We start from the raw sequence: 21,474 nt of genomic DNA, 5'->3' as shown, positions 1-21,474 counted from the left end.
TTCACAAATTTCTTTTGAATCATCAGTAGATCCATCGTTAACTAATATTACCTCGATATCAGTATATGTTTGCTGTTGAATACTTTCTAGACACTCTTCTAAATATTCTTCTACATTATAAACTGGTACAATAACGCTAATCATAATATAATTTCTTTCTTATTTACTATTATTCTTCTACCTCTACTTCTTTAATACCATTTTTTAACTTCCAAAGAAAATGATAGATTGGAAAAATAACCGAATTATAATATTTAGGGCATATATTATAAAGCTTAATAAACCGTGTATTTCTAGCTAATTCAGGATTTTTCTTTGTTAAGTTTACATACTCTGCTAATTTCTGATTATAGTAATTTGCGTATGGATTACCTCTTTTGATATCATTCTGATAATGCTCTGTTGCTTTATGTACTAAGAAACTCCCAATATAAGGAAGAAGTTCCTCCCTATCAGTATACAACTCAACTAATTTATCACAAACTGTAAATACATCTAATTTTTTTGGACTAAAATCTTGGTGCATCGTACTAGATTGATGTTGTCGATAATAATAACCCACATAATCAATTTTAATGATTTTTCGAATATATTTTAACATTCCAATACCACAATAAATATCTTCATAAATCAAACCTTCTGGATAAGGAACCGCTTCAACAATTTCTCTTCTATAGAGTTTAGTAACTGGATTAACACTTAAAACATGATTCGGAAAGATTTTTACTGCTTCATTTGAATTCCCTTCAAATAGAATCGTTGTTTCTTTAGAATTTTCAACAAGAAAATCTTTTTTAGATACAGTAAAGTTACTTTCAACAATATCTACTTCTTCAGTCATATATTGCATTAACTTTTCTAAATAATTTTTCTGAATGATATCATCGCTATCTACAAATGCAATAAACTCCCCTTTTGAAGCTGCTACACCAACGTTTCTTGCCACACTTTGTCCTTGATTTTTCTGATTAATTAAAAGAAAACGACTATCCTCTTCACAATATCGTTTACAAATTGTTTTAGAGTTATCTGTAGATCCATCATTCACTAATACGACCTCGATATCTGTGTAACTTTGATATTGAATACTATTAAGGCATTCTTCTAAATATCTTTCAACATTGTATACTGGAATAATTACACTAATCATAACTCATTTCCTTTCAACTCATTATTTAGCATCATTCAAACTATTTTTATACAATTCTTTTAACTGTTTAAAATTTTCATCAATACTAAATCGTTGTAACTCTTCTCCTAAAGGTCTTTCATTCGATACAACAGGTATATGTTCAATGTATTTCTTCCATTGTTCTTTTTCTAAGGGCATTGCGGTACAAAGTTGCTCCACTATTTGAGTAGTTGTATCAATGGTTTCATTCATAATAACATTTAGCCCAGCACACTGTGCTTCAACTAATACCATTGGGAAACCTTCATATAGAGATGGAAAAGCAAATATATCAAATGCTGAATAAAACTTATAAATATCCGTTCTATGACCTGCAAAGATAATATTCTTAAATTCTTTACTTTTTTTCTCTAAGTCCATACGGTCAGGACCTTCTCCGACAAACAAAAAAGTAACTTCAGGTAACTCTTTAGCAATTTCAATTAAAAATTTTTGATTTTTGAATGAGTTTAATATTCCTATCATACCTACTACTTTTTGATTTTCTGGAATTTGAAACTCTTTTCGTATTTCTTCTCGATAAATAGCAGAAAATTTAAACTTTTCTATTTGAATAGCATTCGGAATAATTTGAAAAGATTGCTTTCCAAAAATTTTCTCTCCTGCTAATTGCCCACAAGAAATTCGATGCGTTGCATTTTTTAATGCTAATAAAACGAATAATCGATTACGTAAGCTTTTTATCCAAGTATCAGAAAACTGACTACTATGATTGTGATAAATTCTAACTGGGACACCATTCTTTTTTGCGTAATAATTATGGATAAACGCCGTAATTGGATTATCCACATGTAAAATATCAATTGTTTGATTTTTATAAAACTCTCTACATTTTCGAAAATAATCTAATACTTTAGATATCTTTAATTCAGGAAATACAATCCGCTCAATTCCAATTTCGTCTAAGTATTGATTAAAAGGAAAATGAGCATCTCCATTTGATTCAGCAACCATATATTCAAATTCTTCATCATCTACTTGAATATGATTTTTGATAAAACTTTGAACTCCAGTTACACTTCCATCAACTGCTCCTAAAACATGCATCACGCGATATTTCATCCACTCACCTCTACACTTCTTCTCGTAACCTTCTCTTATAAATCCATTTTCTAAACTGATTTGGTAAGATCCGAATCACATTTCTAAGAAAAACATTTCTAACAAATTCAAGCAAATGAATATCTCCTCTACGATAAAAATCTAATTGAAGAATAAAATCTGTCTTTACATACAATAATCCGCCTCTTCGCAAATAACTAGAATCATTAGTTTGCATAACGACTAAGGGTTCTTGAATATTATAAAAATCTTTAGTTGGATGATCATGTAATAATCTCATCGTTAAATCATAATCTTCTAAATAACGAAATTCACGATAATTACCAGACTTTAGAATATACTCTTTTTTCATCATAGTAGAAGGATTATTAAAGGGATTTCTCATTTTCGAATATTGACGAATTTCTGCAGTCGTTTCAGGTACTTTCTTTAATGCGGTAAACTCTGTATTCTTCTCTAAAATGTTGGAACCTACCATAATTAGATTAGGATTTTCTTCGAATAATTTTAGTTGTTTTTCAAATCTTGTAGCTATACAGTAATCGTCACTATCCATTCTAGCAATCAATTCTGTTTGACATTGATTAACTCCAAAGAGAGAAGCTGGTCCCGAGCCTAAGTTTTCAGCTAAATGGAAAACCTTTAAAATCGGGATTTCTCTCTGCAACTTTTCGATTTCTCTATCTAACTCTTCTGTCAATTCTCCATCACAAACTAAAATGATTTCTGTAGGTTTGACAGTCTGTTGATATGAACTGATTAAACTTTTTCTTAAATTTCTCGGGATTTCTTTTTTATATACTGTTGTCAAAACTGAAAATTTCACTGTTATACCTCACTTTAATTACCAGTAAGCCAATCTGTAATAATTGTTCGATAAGGAACAATCTGGTACCACTCTGGTTTATAATATACAAGTACTAAAAAGTTTAAAAAATAAGCCAAAAGAATGAAATAAAAGAGAATCCATCTTAATTTTTTCTCCTCAATTTTATATAGTACCATCGGAATATATAAAGTTACTATAGGAGAAAAATAATAGGCAAATCTTTCTAGTAACGCTGTTTGTAATGACATCATAGTGAGCAATAGATAGACAAAGAATAAGGTTCTAATATATTGTTCAGATTTTGATAATGGTTGCTTTTTCATAACCATTTCACCTATAATAAATACTAACCCGTATAAAATTGTTAGTAATATTGGCGCCCATTTATTACTTTCTAAAAACCAAGATGTTGCTAGATAAGAAGTATATTGAGGAAAGAGGGAAATGAAGACCATTGCCAATTGTTTTGTGAAGGGGAAAATAATAAGAAATACAAGAAAAATGCCCTTGTATATTTTTTTATTCAATAATATTTTTTTGAAAGGGAAATACAAGAGACAAACTATCCCAGATATATGAAAGAGCGGTGCTAGCAGGATAAATACTGTAGCTAAAATTTTCTTATTCCTTAGTAAATAATGGATTCCTAAAAAACTCACTGCTATTGCTATACCTTGTCTGATGTTAGATAAAGAGTAGAAAAACATTCCCAAAGAACTAAAGTAAATAATGAAGCTGATGTAAGCATTTTTAGAATTTTTTGAAATGACAAAAAACCAACTGAATAAGGTCATAAATGCAAATACGAATAAGAGGAATGGATATTGATCACTGAAGTTTCTTAGAAAAATATTGAACAGTAAGTACCCAATTTCAAATCGAGAACTAAATAAATGTGATAAATCTGGAAGCTGAATATTATTTGACTCAAAAATACTGATATAGGTCCCTAAATCTCCTCCTACGCTAGAAGTACGGAAACCTGCAGTGATTAAAAAGAAGAAGAAAGTCGGAAGAACAAGAAATCTCAATTCTTGTTCTTTATCCTCATATTTTAATAAAAAAAAGGCGAGGAAAGAGATATAAACAAACATTAAAAGATAGATTGCCATTTTTTTCTTCCCTCACTTTTTTAATAATAGTAATAGTAGGAGTCTTTATGTGAATTTATTTTATTCATTACAAGACCGAGTAGTTTTGCTCCGACATTATCTAATCTACGTCTTGATTCAATAACTTGTCGACGCTTTGTTTTCTTTATATCAACCACCAGAAGGGTAGCATCTGCAATACTCGCTAAGATTTGAGCATCGGTAGCTGCAAGTAAAGGTGGAGTGTCAATAATGACATAGTCATAAAAATCTCCAAATGCTTTTAGGGTCTGCTCCATAGAAACACTGGCTAGCATCTCAGCTGGATTAGGCGGAACAGGTCCTGAGGTCAGTACATCTAAATTCACATCATTTATTGTCAAATGATTGATGGAATCTACACCGGTTTTTTTTAATAAAAAGGTACTTAATCCCTCAGTATTATTTAGTTCTGTTAGTTTATGCTGGGTTGGTTTGCGCATATCTGCGTCTATGATAATCACTTTTTTCCCTTGTTGAGCCAAAGAGGCAGCTAGATTAATACTTACTTCACTCTTTCCTTCGTTGGGACTGGTACTTGTTATTACGATCAGTTTGATATTTTTTCCGAATTCTGAGAACTGAAGATTACTCCTTAAAGTTCTAAAGGATTCAGCTACAAGCGATTTACTATTATGGATAACTTCAATATGCAAGTCACTAACCTCTTTTCTTTTTCTCTATAGTTGGAATCATGCCAAGGACAGGGATCCCAACTAACTCTTCTAAATCTTCGTAAGAATCAATCGAGTCACTTAAAATATACTTAATGAAAACAATATTAAATCCTGCGAAAGAAAAAACAACGATAGCTATAAGAAGATTTTTCCATAAAATCGGATATACTGGATTGTTACTTCCTAAAGCTTCCGTAACAACTGATAAATTATCACGTCCTAATCGATCTGCTGTAAATTTTTTGTATTGGGTTACATACTCTTTTATATAACGTTCTGCTAAATCTCTATCTAGCGCTCTTACTGTCACTGTGACCAACTGAGAACCTGTGTCATTTGTTAATTTAACTGATTTAATTTTAGCAATTTCATCCGGAGACAACCCTAATGCTTTATTGGTATCTTCTTTTACAGGGGGAAGCTCTGCTATTTCTAAATAGGTTTTAGCCTGTCTTTGAAAGAGATTTATCGCTTCAATCGCTTGTGAATCATTATTTTGACCGTTTGTTTGGTCAGACGTATTTTTCATAATGAGTTTGGATTGAAGACTATAAACAGGTGAGATGATAAAAACAGTATATAATCCAACTGCTGTAGTTCCTATTAAGGTAAATAGGATTAAAAATAGCAGTTTGCTTTTTATTAAAGAGAAAATCCTATTAATATTTTTATTAAACATATTCATTTTTATAATTCATTCCTTTACTTATTTTCCCTATCTGAATCACCTAAAACCATGTCCATTAAAAATAACTTTGATTGTTTTTAACAGAACGATGAAATCTAATTTTGCGCTTTCGTGTTGTATATAGTAGATATCATATCCTAATTTTTCTTTTGGAGACAAATCATATCCACCATTAACTTGGGCCCATCCGGTAATTCCAGGTCGAACCTCTAAACGGTCATTAAAATTAGGGATTTCTTTCAAAAATTCTTTTATAAACTCTGGTCTCTCTGGCCTCGGTCCAATAAAGGACATCTCACCTCTAATAATATTAATGATTTGAGGGAGTTCATCAATTCGAGTTCTGCGTATAAAACGACCAACTTTCGTAATCCGTTGATCATTCTTACTCGCCCATTGATGTCCATTTTTCTCTGCGTCTATATACATGGAACGGAGTTTATAAATCATAAATTTTTGTCCATTAATACCAACACGTTCTTGTATGTATATAGGATTACCACTTGATTCTAAAACAATAAAAATGCAAGCTATCAAACAGATAGGAATTATAATAACCAACAATAATATAGAAGTAAGTAATTCTAGACCTCTTTTAACTTTCTTATACATAAAACTCTTTCTCCTGAACAAAATACACCTGCATATATATGCAGGTGTATTTACGCTCGTTTGCATATATATATATATATATATATCAACTAAAGTTTCACAAAAACAAAATTATTGAAAATATGTATATTACGTTTTTGGGTTAATCTAATATAACATAAAATGAAAAAATTTTCAAATTAAAAACGAAGGCAATACTTACATTTAACAGCTCTTTAGATGATTTTGTTCGATATGATAGATTGAGGATTTACCATAAATAACTCTTGTGCTTTTTTCTCCCCATACTGTTGCTTAATCAATGTAAATGCTTGCTTCATATATGGAGGTCTAGAGGTTAGATTATGCATATCACTAGCCACACAATGAACTAGATTATGGGATAGAAAATACTGAGCTCTTTTTTTAAATAAGCGATATTTATCTCTAAATAATCTAGGCTTAAGAACACTGGAGCTATTTATTTGAGTATAACATCCCATATCTATCAGTTCTTTAACTCGTTTTTCATTACTTTCTAGTTCGGCATAGCGTTCAATATGGGCAATGACAGGCTTTATTCCTAACAATAAAATCTTGCTTAAAGCGTTACGAATTTCCCAATAGGGTGTCCGAGAACTGAATTCGATTAAAGCATATTGTGTATCATTTAAGGTAGGAATCTGTTTGCTTTCCAGCTTTTCAAGGGCGTCTTCGCTGTAATAGATTTCTGCACCATACAGAATAGTTAAATCGGGTAATTCTTGCTGTGCAAGTGCTTGAATCTCTTTGAAGTTTTCCATTATGACCTCTTCTGGGGTTTCAAACATATTTTTACGACGATGTGAAGTGGATACAATCGTCCGAACTCCTTGCGAAAACGCTTCTTGCAATAAGGCAAGACTTTCTTCTCTAGTTCTTGGGCCATCATCTACGCCAAATACAATATGTGAATGGATATCAATCATGTTGTCTTATCGTCCTTCCATAACATCTTTGATGGCTGTTTTTGTGGAATCCAAACTACTCGGACTAACTTCCATCATATAGAGGTTGCTATCTGGCATGGCATAGGATGGTAAATCCATACGACCAGTCCCCTTCAAATTTTGTGAATTGATTTGATAGGAACCCCTACTTTCCAAATGTGCATTAATCTGATTAATCATTTCATCCATCGGCATATTGGTTTGTAGAGAATCTTGAATCTTATTTATAATATCCTTGTAATTTGCAAGAGATTCTACGGATATTATTTTTTTAAGAATAGCAGTGATTACTTTTTGCTGATTTCGACCACGATCACGATCTCCATCAGATAATGAGTATCGTTCTCTTACAAATGCCAAAGCTTGATTAGCATCAAGGTGAATATTTCCAATTTGGAAATGATTTGAACCTGCACTAAATTCCTGATCATTATAAATATCAACCCCACCTAAAGTATCTATTATTTTGAGAAATGAAGTGAAATTTAATCTCACATAATAGTTAATATTAACATCATATAAATTTTCTAAAGAATGGATTGAAGCATCTATTCCATAAATACCAGCATGAGTCAGCTTATCCTTTTGATTTTGACCACCATCTGCGATAGGAACATAAGCATCACGTGGGGTATTGGTTAACAGAATCTTTTTACTATCGCGATTAACAGTTAAAATAATATTGACGTCAGAACGAGATACAGAATTAATAGGTCCGTAAGTATCTATTCCACTAATATAGATATTAAAACTATTTCCACTAGATTGTTTAGGCCGTGCTACTGTTTTGCTGAATTCTTTTGTATATATTTTTTTAATTTTAGAGCCATAATCAGGATATTCAGATTCAATAATATTTTCAAAGACACTATTTAAAACAATTGCTTCTGCCTCTCCTGATACCAACTTCTTGTATGCTGCCAAATAGGAGCTAGTTTCCTCAATTTTCAAATCTCGTTGCTCCGTGGATTTTATATCATCCATTAATTCCATAATATTTTCATTATCGGTAGCAGTTGGTGCCTCAACACTTGTTACTTGGTTGATATTGTTTATGGAACTAGTGTCCAAAACCGCAACGCTCATGGTGTATTTAGAATAATTTGCAGTTGAACTTAAACGACTAGAAAAACCAATAAATTGTTGCAATGTAAAAAGGAGACATCCATTAATCAGAATACCAAGTAGTAAAATAAAAATAGTGACATTCTGTGCTTTCTTACGATAAATAAGGAAAGCAGTGATAATAGCAACGACTATCAATAGAATGGCTAAAAAAATATTGAGATGATAAAAGCCTAATAAATGGTACTTAAACAATACAAATAACAGAAAAGAGATTATCAGTATATAAAGTGAGAGCAAGGCCCAACTAATATTTTTTTTAAATTTTCTATGCTTTTTCTTCTTTGAATAGCGACCCATTTTTACCTCTGAAATCTAAATTTTTCTTACCTTTATTATACTCCAATTTGGAATCAAATACAATTAGTATAAGGTTTTAAAGCTCAAATAATTATTTGGTTAGTTTTAATAGTCATTCAATGAAGTAATATTTTTTATACTTAATAAGAAATAGAGTATCTCAAACTTTCATAAAACAAGGAAGCTTTCAGCAAAATTCATCGGAAATATACTATTCTAGACAAATAACTGTCAAAATCTTTCAGAATAAAACAATCCTAACTATCGAATAGATCGCTTGCATGAAAATAAATGCCATCACAACCTTCTAAGCCATTGAAAGCTTTAAATTTTAATTTTTGAAGGATTCTAAAAATCGAATAGCCCCATCACAATCATTTTTGAGTGATTAACGATTTAGCAATACTGTCGTTTGTCTTTTATAGTAGATTGAAATAGAATATGAGCAAATCGAGTAGGGAATTCAAATCAAATGTCTAACAAAGCTTTAGAAGTCATGTTGTACTATTCTAACTTCAAAACACTATAAATAAAAAGGAATCGCCCAAAGCAATCCCTTTCTGATTTTTTGATCAGAAATTAGTATGATAAACCAAGAATCTAGCCTCTGAAATATCAACTATTCAAAAACCACACAGTGTTTCTTTCAACAAGGATTTTCACCCTTCTTTTCGTTGTAGCAACACTACACACTCAGCGGTTCGGACTTACCGTATCATTTCATCGTTTTCCCTCCTCATTCTACGAGTCCTATCCCATGGGCGGTGCATCTACTTCTACTTCGCTGACGCCTTAACTCGTACAAGCAGTGATACCGCCTCAACATGATGTGTCTGCGGGATTCAAAAGGTTTGGGGGAACCTTTTGAGGATTAACTTCGTTTCACTAACAAGCTTACACATTCGACATGTGGTAATATTCTACTTTTATACTAATAAACAAAAGGCAGTAAAAATCATTTTAGAATGATACTGTGGAACGGAAAGATTTTCGCCACTTCCAAAAGAAACGATATTCATCACTCCACTTTAAATTATAATAGAAAATTCTCTAACATAGATCATCTAATTAGCAAATCGTTACTTTCAATAATGGATATCCTGATCTAAATTTTAAAATGTTGTTTCCTTACTAATTCTACTACTAGCCAATATAGTGTAAATTAAATAACCAATAAAAATGATAATAAAAATAACATAGCAGCCAGTCTTACAACTTACTACTTTTCATATGATAATTTACAAATGTCTTTCCAGCCACTCGATCTTTTTAAAATCCTTATTGTTATTGTGATCATTTCGATAAGAATCTTGGGAAGAAGCCTTGTAAATACTTAAAAACTGTTCTAGATTTGGAATGCGAAAAGTGATGTTTTCGAGATGAATCAACTCTATATCCGATTCCGAAACTCCTGCAAAATCAGGTAAAGAATCGATACTTCCGAATTCAACACTCAGACCATCTTTTTTGAATTCATGCTCATGAATATCTATTAAGACGTAGCCTAAGTGTTTCATCACTTTCATTATCTTGTCCCAGTCATAAATTCTGAGATGATCAGGTGCTTCCCAACCTCTAGGATCACCAGGCACATGAATATCAATGTCAGACGGCCCCCATTCTTCATTTGAACGGTATTCAAAACCCAAGGACCCCATGAGCGTCGGTGTGATTCCGATTTGGTTTAAATGAGAACAAATTGTTCGAAATTCATCAAATAGAGAATTCATTCCTCCTCCAATCGTTGATATAGAACTTAATTTCGTTGTGAATAATAAACTAATTTTTATCTTTTACTCTTTCGGTTTTGAAAATACTTCTACTCGCTGAGCTAGAACTTTGATTTCTACAGGTAGGTTATCCGATTTATCGCCATCAACATCTGACTCCAATTCACTATCTGAAGAAATCTTAATATTACGTGCTCTGATATACTCGATATTGTCATTTGAGACAACATCTCCTTTTAGTAAATCAGGAATAACGGATAATTTGGAGAATAGAGACGCATCTTTCAGAATCAAAATGTTGGCATAGCCATCCTTGTTTTCTTCAAAGATTTTCTTATCAGCGAAGTAATTTGTCAAGAGAACCAAAACATGACTAGCTTCACCAACATAATTTCCATTTTCTGTCTCAACCTTAATGTTAAAGACCTGATCCGTCATGACAGACTTCATAGTATTTACAGCATAGGCAAGAATACCAAATTTTGTCTTATCTTCAATTTCAACATTGTGAATCGCTTCTGGCAGAGAACCGATACTAAAGATATAACCAAAATAATTGTCATTCGCTTTTCCGATATCAATCTTATTGGTTAAGTTGAAATCCAGTTCATCAATCGCGCCATCGATGTCTTGATTGATTTCCAACAGTTTTGTAATGAGGTTACCCGTACCGCCTGGGATAATCCCTAGCTTAGGAATGTAGTCTCTCTCAGCAATACCCGAAATAACTTCATTGACAGTCCCATCTCCACCAAACACAACCACTACATTGTACTGCTCAAGAGAAGCTTCTTCAGCAAAATGTGTTGCATCCAAAGCTTTTTCAGTAATTTTGGTTTCTACGTGCTCAAAATATTCTTTTGCTTTATTCTCCAGCTTTTCTTTGTAATCCAAGGCCTTTTCCCCACCAGAGGTAGGATTGATAATTACCATTGCTTTTTTCATTAATTTTCTCCTTAATCTTCGTTAGAAATCTTTATATTTCATTATATGAAACTAAATGTACCCCTATTATACAATGAAAATACAGAAAAGAGAAATCTGACGTACTAGAGATTAATATGATTTTATTCTATTTTCCCATCGCATAACTACATCCTTTAAGGGTTTATCCAAGTAAGAATAAGCCTTATCCTTTATCCAATTAGGAATGCCGTAAGCTGCCTCTGCTATGCTACCAGTGATTGCTGCGAGTGTATCACTGTCGCCACCAAGTGAGATGGCATTTCTTATCGCATCTTCGAAGTCTCTACTTTCAAGAAAGGCAATAATGGCTTGAGGGACAGTTTCCTGACATGTTTCGTTAAAACGATAGTTAGGACGGATTTCATCTAAAGTTTGAGATAGATTGTAGCCGTATGTCTTCTCTATATAATCCTTAATCCGTCTTTTACACTCTGTAGGATTATCATTAATTGGTTGCTCGTATTCTCTACAATAACTACCAAAGTAAAAACGACACAGAAAGATGGCATCAGCTGTAGCCATAGCACCTTTGACACCTTCTAGATGATTATGAGTTACCTCTGCAGAAAGACTCGCAAGTCCTCTAGATGATGGCCACGTACCAGTTCTCTCATAGACATCACAGTCCATGACCCAAGCACATGGAGAAACACGCATAGCTGATCCATTCCCAAAGCTATTATAAGGCTCACGATTATCGCTGTTTAGCCATGCATTAAACCGAGCACCGTAATCAGCATTCGGATACATTCTGCCATATTTCTTCATCGCGTCAATGAAGTCGACTTTTTGTCCCCCATTCATAATCGCTTCTGCGACAGCACAGGTCATAACCGTGTCATCAGTGAAAAAGCAGTCCTTACGAAATAAAGGAAAGTCCTTTGTTTTGATATTGTTCCATTCGTAAACAGAACCGACAATATCTCCAATAATTGCTCCGAGCATAAGATTCCTCCTTGTGAACTATTGATTTAGACTGATTTTTCTATTTCCCATACTCGTTTATTTTATCAGCATATTCAGTCAAAAGATTCTTTGAATAAATTTTTTCAGCTTTTGAATTTCTAACTTCTTTCCAAAGAATAGAAGCTACTTTTAACTTGTTTGAGTAGTTAAGACTATTTTCGTCTGCACAGAAATCCTTTAAAAATTGATTCCATTGACAAACCGAATGATCATACTTGGCATAATCTGAATTTCCATAATAAACTTTTAGCATATCTTGGATTGTAAAACTCAAATCATTTTCTCTTTTTACTTTTCTCCAAGCAGTCGCCATATCAGCAGTAAATTTAAAGGGTGAAACATCTGTTAAAGTTGAGAAATATTCTCTAAAGTGAGTGTTAAAGGAGAATCCACATTCAAGTAAGGGCGTATCTAAGGCAATAGCTTCCACTCGTTTCTTTTTCCTTTTTATTGATGATTTTTTAATCAAATTACCCTTAAAGTACTGCTCAATAATATGATTGAGTTCTTGTTTGGTACCTCTATATTCAAGTTCTAATAACTTGCATATTTGTGAAAGTTCATCACGATACCAATAATATTTATTAAACTCATCAAACGAAGTGATTTTATCAAATTCTGGTCTGTTCTCTATCAATATTTTAGCTCCACAAAAAAATTTAGGTTTTCATCTTAAAATAATGGAGTTTTAGTTTCTTTATTTTGAGCATTAGCTCCGTTTCACTAACAAACTCACACACTCGACGTGCGTTGTTTTCTTTATTTGTACACTTTTTTTCGTCATCGGTTACGGTATTAAAACACAATTTATCATTTTCTATTTTAGCATTCTTCCTTTTAGATTTGTAAGATTTTGCATCTTTAGTCGAAGAATCTCCCGTTTTAAAAATTATAGTCAACATTGCTGGATCAATTTCTCCATCAGAATTTATTCCGCCTACTATGATTTTTTCAACGATACTTTCAAAAATGTCCTTGTCAAACTCAGTCAAAGTCTTTTGTGAAGTTAAAATTTCTTTAAAATTCTCTAATCTACTTTTTATATCAACTTCTGATTTTAAAGTTACTTCTAAGTTTACTTTTTCTTCTAAAAGTTTTTCTTTCTCAATTTGTATTTGATTGAATTTATCTTCATATACAGAATCACTTATTTTTCCATCAAGATTCATTGAAACTAATTTTTCTTCTTTTTTGTACAACGAATTTAATTTACTAACTATCTTATTCAACTCCACTTTTAAAGTATCATCAGTAAGCTCTTCTTTTATAATTTCAAGAAAGTCTTCAGTTAGGTTATTATTTTCATAAAACAACTGTTGGTAGCTCTGTAAAAAAGCATTTTCTATTGCTTTTTCCTCTATTCCTTTACTATGAGTGCAATACTTTTTACCTCTCTTTATAGATGTTGTACAGTGCCAAATAATCTTTTTGTACTCTGAACTAGAGTGCCAACTTCTTCTAGACAGAACAGTACCACAAAAACCACATTCCAATTTACTGCTAAAAGGGTACATTCTTGAATATCTTTCTCGTTTACCTTTTGTATTTGCTATGGTTTTTTTGTTTCCTGATCTCCGTAATCTAATTTCTTGCGCCTGTGTAAAAATTTCTGGACTAATTATTGCATCATGATTATTTTTAATGTAGTATTTATCTTCTTCACCGAAATTTATTAAACGTCTCTTACTAATGGGGTCAACAGTGAAAGTTTTTCCCATTAGAATATCACCTTTATACTTCTCGTTTTTAATAATTCCTAAAACTGTTGTATCTTGCCAGTGATCAAGACCTCTCGGAGTTTTATAACCTAGTTCATCAAGTTCTCTAGCTATTGCCCTACCCCCAATTCCATCAATGTATCGTTCAAAAATATAACGTACTATCTTGGCTTCTTTTTCATTTATTGATATTGACTTTGTATCTTGATTATAGTCATAACCAAGACAACCTTGAAAACCAATAAGTTCTCCACGTTGCATCTTCATTTTTAAACCTTTTTTAACATGAGCAGATGTGTTTTCAACTTCCTGTTGAGCCACTGAACTTAATATCGTTAATAGTAGCTCACCATCCATAGTTAAAGTATCAATATTTTCTTCTTCGAAAAATACACCAATTTGTTTATCTTTGAGCAAACGAACATATTTGAGAGTATCTAATGTATTTCTAGCAAATCGAGCAATAGCTTTAGTAATGATATAGTCTATTTTTCCATCAAGGCAATCTGAAATCAATCTTTGAAAATCTTGTCTTTTTCCAACTTGAGTTCCCGATATACCTTCATCAGCATAAATATCAACTAAATTCCAATCTTTATGCTGTGATATATATTCCCGATAATGTCGAACTTGAGAATCATAGCTATTCTTTTGGTCATCACTATCAGAACTAACACGACAATAGGCTGCCACTCTTCTTAATAGAGAACCATTACTATCATTTCTTCTCGTTACTAAAGGGTTTGCTTTTATGATTTCAACATTATTTGTCATGACTTAACCTCCTATTATTCTGCCTTTATTTTACCGCAACCAATAGAAAAGGTCAGCTAATTTATGTACATTTTACGTAGTTTCAGCTTTATTTTATCATATTCTTTTTCACTAATAAGTTTTTTTAGGAATAATAGATTTAACATCTCTAGCTCTACTACATAATTTTCTAAACTTGATTTCAAAAAATCACTTCCTTTTGATTTTTATTATTTACCTCCATGGCATGACTGATGAAGTCATCATAAGAATTTCACTTGCTGCTCTTTTACGGTGGCAGCCTGAACGGTCAGAAGTATCATTGTATATCATTTGTATCATGGCATATAAAGTATCGCTCTATTTTATTGATGGTTTTAATGTCGCTCTTATCATGGCGAGCCATTCAAAACTGCTCCACAAATGAGGAAAGTACCATTTTGGACTATTCAATTGTCAATGTGCTTTCTTAACCTACTACTTTTTGGAGTAATGGTCTTCTTTATTATCCACTCGACCTACAAGGTAATCTAAACTTACATTATAAAAATCTGCAAGTTTGATAAGGTCATCTATAGAGATTAACCTGGTACCTGATTCCATTTTAGAATACGCTGATCTTGTACAATTTAAGATTGTTTTTGCAACATATTCTTGTGTCAAATCATCATCTTCACGTAAATCTCTAATCCTTTTCAACATCAAATGTCTCCTAAAACAAGTATAATATAGTTATTTTCTTATTTTTAAATATGTGACAAATTGGCACATGAAACTATTCTATATATACTTTTTAGGAAACTGTTTACTCTAAATGTATCTCATTTTCCTTAATAGATTTCATATTTTGTTTTTCTTTATATTTCTTTATTGTTTTATTAAACATTTCAAATAAATTTATTGCTTCCCTATGTTGTTCATTCAGTGTTTCAATCTTTCCTTTATATATGTATAAATCCTTCTCTATTGTATCTACTGAACTTTTACCTTGAATACTATTTTCTAAATTGCTAGAACTATTTGCCGTATTATTCAACAATACTTCCTCTAAATTAGTTAAATCATCAATTTTATTTTGGACTTGTTCAATCATATTCTCTAGATATGATATTTGGGCAATGAAATCATTTGTTATATCTTCAAAATCATTCGGACTATTTTCCGCTGATATAAGAAAATCTAATTGTTCAATTTTTTCTTTAATTTTGCTAAGAGGAATTCTTCTATATGTATACTGCGGTTCATACTGAAGATTAAATTGTCTAATTAAAGTTTTACCTTTCATAAAGCGATTTTTTTCTGCTGAATCTTTATGATATACATAGTAAGAACTAGTTTCTCTGAGATATACTTTAACTTTTTCTTCTTCCATATTGATTTGAATATTTGGTACAAAAATAAGTCCTTCTTGTCGGATACCAAACTGTACCTTAATGTAAATTCCATCGTCTACTACTGCTTCTATTTGATTAAGATTCAACTCTACTTCAAACTCATGAACAGCATCCCTATTTCTCTTGAAATCTTGATAGGATTTCCATACCACCTCTTCTGTCGGCAACTCTTTTTCTTTAATTAGCTTTTCTTTATTGTAAAGTTCAATTAAATTATTATTATCTAAGACAAAAGTTTCATTTTTGTTATTAAAATAGTCTTGAAAATAACTAACACTGTACTGATTCATTTTTCCCAATTCCTGTTCTGAAAGCTTAATCCCATTAAATTCAAATAGAACATGTTTTTCTTTCGGAATTATTTTTAAGTCAAAAAATTCTGCTTGTTGAATCAATTCATTCATATTCTTCATTTTCGGAAGTAGAAATTCTAAGATGTTTATAATTTCCCTTTGAACAAACTTTTGCTTAAAATAAGTTTCATTATAAGGTTGTTTTCTATTCAATTTATCATCACGTACGACTTGTTTCATATTTGAATCAGTCATAAAAAAAGTAACATGCTTGTGTCTAAAATCAATTTTTAAATGTAAAGCTTTTGCTTTTTTCCTAAAATCTTCAAAATTTTTCGAGTTCTCAATTAGAAAATATACCCGTTGTTTTATTTCATATTTGTAATTGGTTTTTCGATAAACTTCATACTGACGATGCGAATAACGATTTTCTATAATCTTTGCACCTGCAATTTTTGAGAGACGATCGGAAACCATTCGTAGATTACGTTCTGACTTATAATTCCATAGAAACTTTTTATCAGAATTCTGATCAATTGAATTTAGAATGATATGATTGTGGATATGACCTTTATCGACATGTGTTGCTACGATAAAACGAAATCTACCTCCTGTCAACTCTTTAACTGTCTCATAACCAATTCGATTGATTTGTTCAGGAGTGAGATGATCATCTGGAGAAAAAGACTGAATAATATGATGAGAATGAATTCTTCGTTGATTTACTTCTTGCCTATCATGACGAAATTCATAAAGACCATCATTACTTAAAAAATTATCATTGTACATCTTCACTAGTTCTTTATAACTAGGAAAATCTAAATAATTTCTCATACCAAAATCTGAAACTAGTGCTAGATTTTTTGTTTTACTTGGATTCAAAATATATTTGACTAGTTTGCTACGATAATTTTTTCCATGAATCGCAAAGTGTTTAGTGATGACCATAAAATTTCCTCAATTTTTCAGATTGAATAAGAAAATCTTTCTCCACTTCTACCATTAACTCCTCTATACCTTTTCTCAATTCATTTAACTCAACTTCCGTTATTAAATTCGAATAATTTATGCTTCTGGCTATTTGATTAATATTATTTCCGATTCGTTTTAATTCAAAAATCAAATCTTGATAACCAGTTGTATCAATGGTGATAAAATTCATGCCTGGGTCAAGTAGGGTTCGTCGAGCATATTCTGAAAAAGATTGACAACCGCTTTGGTCGATACAATGTTTCAACTGACTCAATTCGCTATCAGACAGAAACACTTTCTTGAGATTGGTTCGGTAACGATGTTCCATGTACTCACCTCATGTATTTATCACGGAAGTCTTGGCTGAGGGGAATAGAGTTTCCAACTTCTTTAATCAATTCCTGTACGCAGGTTAAGAGAATAGATACATGATCTTGGGTAACTTGATGTTCGGACTGTGCCAATATTAAAACACCATGAACGTCACGACTGATTTGTTCTAGTTTTTGGGATTGCCAGAGGGCAAACCACTTTTCAGCAGTCATTTCAAACTCTTCCTCCAGTAATTTATTTCGAGCAAAGGGCGAAAAATGTTCAAATCCCTTATTTTTCATTATCACTTTAATCATTTCCAATTCATTTGCGGTTAAATTAACCTCTTTGCGAATGTCTCTGTATTGTTCTGACATACTATTTCCTCACTTTCATCAATGGTTGGACAATCCCCGACCCCGTATTAACCACGGGAAACTTGCAAAGACAAAATCTATCATCTTGTAAGGCTTTGCGAGCTCAGATATTGTGTCCACAATATCCCAAAAATCATATCGCCTGCCATTTCAAACCTCACGGTTCAAAAAACAAACGATATGAAAATGTGGTGGCACGCCCCCAAACCCCCAAGATAAATCTAAATTAAAAAAAGTATAACAAATACTTTTTGATAAAATTATCACAGAAAAAAGAGCCCTGTCGGACTCTTACAAATTAAAACAATGTCTCTGATATTCATACTGCCTAATACCACTACTGTCTTTGTTCATCTTGATAGAAAAAACAAAATAATGGTCACGACCGTCTAAAGATTTGCTTTTATTTAATTTAAAATAATGTTTTTGAGACATAGCCATTGTGCGTAAAATATCATCAGTGATAAATGTTAATGGAATATCTAAAGCGGAATACTTGTAAAAATCTGACTCAAACCGTAAATAAGAATCAGAAAAATAATCCAGCTGCAATTTATCATCATATAATTCTTTACGATTCATATAAATCCACCCCTTCTATTTGGATATCGAGTATATCTTCCCATCTTAATCGAAGAAAACCAGTATCTGATTTAATAGATATAAACTCTTTTCCAATCTCTTTAACAATACCCGATACTACTTTTCTTCTATTGGATAACTTAAAAACAAAAGTTGCTGGGAAGACATTTGTATACAGTTGCCGAACAAATAGAACTTTCTCTTCCATTGATAGGGAAATGGAGATATCTTCTTTATTTTTTTCTTCCCAAAGAGAACTTGAATGTTCTGACAAAAAGAAGCCCATCCACTTAGCCATCCCACGATCTTGATACTCTCTTGCAGACAAAAAAGGCAAATAAGAACGATTCATCATTTTAGTCCATCTAATCCTCCAGCTGAATGACCACCAATAAGTTTACTTCTTGCAATTGTTCTAGAAGCTTGATCTAGGACATTTCCTTTCAATAGTGAAGTAAAACCAAATTCTGTTCGAATAGCATCGATTGCGGACTGGAGCCTTTCTTCTTTTTCTATTTTTTCAATATCATCAAATAATGAAATCAATCCAAAGGATTCATCCACTAAACCAGAATAATTCACTGCCACATTCCTGATAGCTCCTGAAGTATATTTAGTGTGAAATAACTTTAAAACGTAGTTTGTCAGTAGTGCTGTTTGATTGGTTGGTTCAATCTTGATTTGAGTATGAATAGATCGTTTCTGTTCCGCCTTAGAATAACCCAAGTGTATAGAAACTACTGTTGCTTTTTTACCAGCTCTTCTCAATCTAACTGCAACTTGTTCTGCCATCTCACGAAGGATAATTTCAATATCTCTTGGTTTAATATAATCTCTTGGTAAAACTTGAGAGTTCCCTATCCCTTTTGACTTTGGCTTATAAGGTTTATGAACATTACTTTCATCAATCCCATTGGCGTGGAACCATAACTCTAGACCCATAATGCCAAGCTCTTTTTTTATCAAGTCAGGATTAGCCTGTGCCAATTCTTTAATCGAAAAGATACCTAAACCATGTAATCTCTTCTCCATCCGATTTCCAATTCCCCAGAAATCTGTCATTTTAGGAATAGCCCATACTTTCTTTTCGACATCCTCATAGGACCAATTGGCTCTCATTGTCGGAGTCTTTTTCGCTTCATTATCTAGTGCTAACTTAGCTAATAAGGGATTGGAATTAGACATGCCTACAGTTGAATAGATTCCAGTTTTTCTCCAAATCTTTTTTTGAATAGCAGCCGAAATAATATCTAATTTATCTTTCCTACTAATACTTTTATCTGGTACAAAATAATTTAATGAACTTGTTAAATCAATAAATCCTTCATCAATTGAGTAGGGATAAATATCATCTGGTGCCGCAAAATCATGAAAGATTTTTTGAATCTCCATATTGACTGCTATATAAGTATCCATTCTCGGAGGGACAATCACGGTTGATTTTGCCCATTCCTCTATATAGCGGACATAGTCTATCGTTGTCGGTAAACCTTGCTTCTTAGCATTATAATAAGAGAATTTGCGAGTCTTTACATCAAATGGTAAATCATAGGAACGTCCAACGTTCGACTTTCCAAAGACCTTTTTAAACATAGGAGAGGAAGCAAGAATTAAACCAGCAGAATTATCTGCACGACTCATAACACAAAGCGAAGTCTTAAGTGGGTGTAATCCTCTATCTACACATTCTACACTTGCGTAAAAAGATTTCATATCAATAAAGGCAATGTCACTTTGAGGTTCTAGACTATAATCAAACCAACTCATGCTTAGTCCTCTAAAGGCATAAAGTTCCCAACTATTTTCCCTATAATGCGAGGATTCTCATCATAAGGCGCAAACTTATCTGAATAGTTCCGATTGAGTGAAACTAAACGAAGCCCATTTTCTTCACGATACACTTTCTTAATATAGGTTTGACCATCCCAATCTATGGCATAGATAGCCCCGTCATAATCAAATCCCGTTTGCTTAATAAGGGCTACAGAACCATTTTCATATGTCGGTTCCATTGAATTTCCAAACACCCATGATGCAAAGTCATAATCAAATTGATGATTAAAATAAACTGTATCGTAATTACCATCATCAAAATAAGCTGTTCCTGTACCAGCTGATAATTTTTCGTAAACTTTATAAGCAAAACGCTCAGGAATTTCTACAACCTTCGCATTCTGTTTGTTCAACAATTCTGTAGCATAATGAAGCGTTGCTTCTTGATTCTTTTCCGTTAGCTTAAGATAAGTTTCAACTATTTCATACTCTGATTCAAAATATCGAGGATCAACATTTAAAATCTGGCTCAACCTACTTAGATTGTTTTGATTAGGTTTTGTTTTACCTGATTCCCAATTAAAGTACGAAGCTCTACTAATTCCTAAACTAGAAGCAAGTTGAGATTGAGATAAGCCTTGACTCTCTCTTTTTTCTTTTAATTTAGTAGGTGAAAACATCTCTTCTCCTTTGTAAGTTTATTAACTAACAAAAGAATACCATAGCTTCTTGAAAAAATCAAGAGTTTAATAACACCCAGGATTTAAAATAATCATAAACTACAAGAAATCATCACTGAAGAATGCTAAAACTTTTGAAAAAATTTGAAGAAGAAAATAGAGAATATAAAAAAGGATCGTTATTTTTTAATTGACGATCCAATAGACTTTATTTTAAAATTCTAACTCTAACAACCATTTCGATTAGTTAAATCTTTCAATCTTTCTTCTCCAGATTTAAGCATCTCTTTCTCCACTTGATTCCATTCTCCAAATAGTAAATCATGAAGAACGGTTGCTGCTGAAGTTGTATTTTCTTTTGAATCATATACACAA

23 protein-coding genes and 1 pseudogene are annotated in these 21,474 nt (G+C 32.2%); all 24 read right to left on the bottom strand.

Annotated features, from left to right (window positions below; genetic code table 11):
• The coding region (locus ADI58_RS10750) for a glycosyltransferase family 2 protein (protein ID WP_152905482.1) at positions 1–144 on the bottom strand (144 nt) is incomplete at its 3' end.
• A 25-nt stretch (positions 145–169) separates the two neighbouring features.
• Entirely contained in the window at positions 170–1,150 is a 981-nt protein-coding gene (locus tag ADI58_RS05485; protein ID WP_049521773.1) for a glycosyltransferase family 2 protein, read from the bottom strand.
• A 21-nt stretch (positions 1,151–1,171) separates the two neighbouring features.
• Entirely contained in the window at positions 1,172–2,254 is a 1,083-nt protein-coding gene (locus tag ADI58_RS05480) for a glycosyltransferase (protein ID WP_049521772.1), read from the bottom strand.
• 10 nt (positions 2,255–2,264) lie between these two features.
• Positions 2,265–3,080, bottom strand: coding sequence for a glycosyltransferase (locus tag ADI58_RS05475; RefSeq protein ID WP_049521771.1), 816 nt, complete (start codon positions 3,078–3,080; stop codon positions 2,265–2,267).
• Positions 3,081–3,094: 14 nt separating this feature from the next.
• Positions 3,095–4,195, bottom strand: coding sequence for an EpsG family protein (locus ADI58_RS05470; RefSeq protein WP_049521770.1), 1,101 nt, complete (start codon positions 4,193–4,195; stop codon positions 3,095–3,097).
• A gap of 20 nt (positions 4,196–4,215) precedes the next feature.
• Positions 4,216–4,869, bottom strand: a complete 654-nt coding sequence (locus ADI58_RS05465) for a CpsD/CapB family tyrosine-protein kinase (protein ID WP_049521769.1) — start codon at positions 4,867–4,869, stop codon at positions 4,216–4,218.
• A 4-nt stretch (positions 4,870–4,873) separates the two neighbouring features.
• Positions 4,874–5,575 carry a YveK family protein gene (locus tag ADI58_RS05460; RefSeq protein ID WP_049521768.1) on the bottom strand — a complete coding sequence of 234 codons (702 nt, stop codon included), beginning with the start codon at positions 5,573–5,575 and terminating at the stop codon, positions 4,874–4,876.
• Between the two features lie 39 nt (positions 5,576–5,614).
• Complete coding sequence (locus tag ADI58_RS05455; protein ID WP_080982479.1) at positions 5,615–6,190, bottom strand: sugar transferase; 576 nt, start codon at positions 6,188–6,190, stop codon at positions 5,615–5,617.
• Between the two features lie 215 nt (positions 6,191–6,405).
• Positions 6,406–7,137, bottom strand: a complete 732-nt coding sequence (gene cps4B / locus ADI58_RS05450; protein ID WP_049521766.1) for a capsular polysaccharide biosynthesis protein Cps4B — start codon at positions 7,135–7,137, stop codon at positions 6,406–6,408.
• 6 nt (positions 7,138–7,143) lie between these two features.
• Entirely contained in the window at positions 7,144–8,583 is a 1,440-nt protein-coding gene (cpsA, locus tag ADI58_RS05445) for an LCP family glycopolymer transferase CpsA (protein WP_049521765.1), read from the bottom strand.
• 1,238 nt (positions 8,584–9,821) lie between these two features.
• Entirely contained in the window at positions 9,822–10,313 is a 492-nt protein-coding gene (locus ADI58_RS05440) for a phosphoribosylanthranilate isomerase (RefSeq protein WP_049521764.1), read from the bottom strand.
• Between the two features lie 63 nt (positions 10,314–10,376).
• Positions 10,377–11,258: a diacylglycerol/lipid kinase family protein gene (locus ADI58_RS05435; protein ID WP_049521763.1), complete on the bottom strand. Its 882-nt coding sequence runs from the start codon at positions 11,256–11,258 to the stop codon at positions 10,377–10,379.
• Positions 11,259–11,369: 111 nt separating this feature from the next.
• Positions 11,370–12,224 (bottom strand): ADP-ribosylglycohydrolase family protein, encoded by an 855-nt coding sequence (locus ADI58_RS05430; RefSeq protein WP_049521762.1) that lies wholly within the window; start codon positions 12,222–12,224, stop codon positions 11,370–11,372.
• Between the two features lie 40 nt (positions 12,225–12,264).
• A complete protein-coding gene (locus tag ADI58_RS05425; protein ID WP_049521761.1) occupies positions 12,265–12,882 on the bottom strand; it encodes an SAP domain-containing protein in 618 nt (205 codons plus the stop codon).
• Positions 12,883–12,904: 22 nt separating this feature from the next.
• Positions 12,905–14,737, bottom strand: a complete 1,833-nt coding sequence (locus tag ADI58_RS05420) for a recombinase family protein (RefSeq protein ID WP_049521760.1) — start codon at positions 14,735–14,737, stop codon at positions 12,905–12,907.
• Positions 14,738–15,193: 456 nt separating this feature from the next.
• Positions 15,194–15,418 (bottom strand): helix-turn-helix domain-containing protein, encoded by a 225-nt coding sequence (locus tag ADI58_RS05415; protein ID WP_000919631.1) that lies wholly within the window; start codon positions 15,416–15,418, stop codon positions 15,194–15,196.
• Positions 15,419–15,521: 103 nt separating this feature from the next.
• Positions 15,522–17,351, bottom strand: coding sequence for an SAG1250 family conjugative relaxase (locus tag ADI58_RS05410; RefSeq protein ID WP_049521759.1), 1,830 nt, complete (start codon positions 17,349–17,351; stop codon positions 15,522–15,524).
• The gene (locus ADI58_RS05405) at positions 17,338–17,703 is read right to left on the bottom strand and encodes a MobC family plasmid mobilization relaxosome protein (RefSeq protein ID WP_049521758.1); all 366 of its coding nucleotides are present in this window, start codon (positions 17,701–17,703) and stop codon (positions 17,338–17,340) included. The genes ADI58_RS05410 and ADI58_RS05405 overlap by 14 nt, the downstream gene beginning before the upstream one ends.
• Positions 17,704–17,707: 4 nt before the next feature.
• Complete coding sequence (locus ADI58_RS05400) at positions 17,708–18,064, bottom strand: SAG1252 family conjugative relaxosome accessory protein (RefSeq protein WP_049521757.1); 357 nt, start codon at positions 18,062–18,064, stop codon at positions 17,708–17,710.
• Positions 18,065–18,355: 291 nt separating this feature from the next.
• Positions 18,356–18,646, bottom strand: a complete 291-nt coding sequence (locus ADI58_RS05395) for a DUF5960 family protein (protein WP_037606793.1) — start codon at positions 18,644–18,646, stop codon at positions 18,356–18,358.
• On the bottom strand, positions 18,636–19,001 hold the full coding sequence (locus ADI58_RS05390; protein WP_045773575.1) for a hypothetical protein: 366 nt from the start codon (positions 18,999–19,001) through the stop codon (positions 18,636–18,638). The genes ADI58_RS05395 and ADI58_RS05390 overlap by 11 nt, the downstream gene beginning before the upstream one ends.
• A complete protein-coding gene (locus tag ADI58_RS05385) occupies positions 18,998–20,413 on the bottom strand; it encodes a Y-family DNA polymerase (RefSeq protein ID WP_045773574.1) in 1,416 nt (471 codons plus the stop codon). Before ADI58_RS05385 ends, ADI58_RS05390 begins: the two co-directional genes overlap by 4 nt.
• Before the next feature lie 2 nt (positions 20,414–20,415).
• Complete coding sequence (locus ADI58_RS05380) at positions 20,416–21,099, bottom strand: LexA family transcriptional regulator (RefSeq protein WP_049521756.1); 684 nt, start codon at positions 21,097–21,099, stop codon at positions 20,416–20,418.
• Positions 21,100–21,326: 227 nt separating this feature from the next.
• Positions 21,327–21,474 (bottom strand): annotated as a pseudogene (locus tag ADI58_RS05375) (toxin PezT); the annotation flags it as partial.

It is taken from the genome of Streptococcus mitis (assembly GCF_001074635.1).
GTDB classification, from domain to species: Bacteria; Bacillota; Bacilli; order Lactobacillales; family Streptococcaceae; genus Streptococcus; species Streptococcus mitis_E.
Note: the sequence above shows the minus strand (reverse complement) of the source record. Positions and strands in the feature narration are given on the sequence as shown.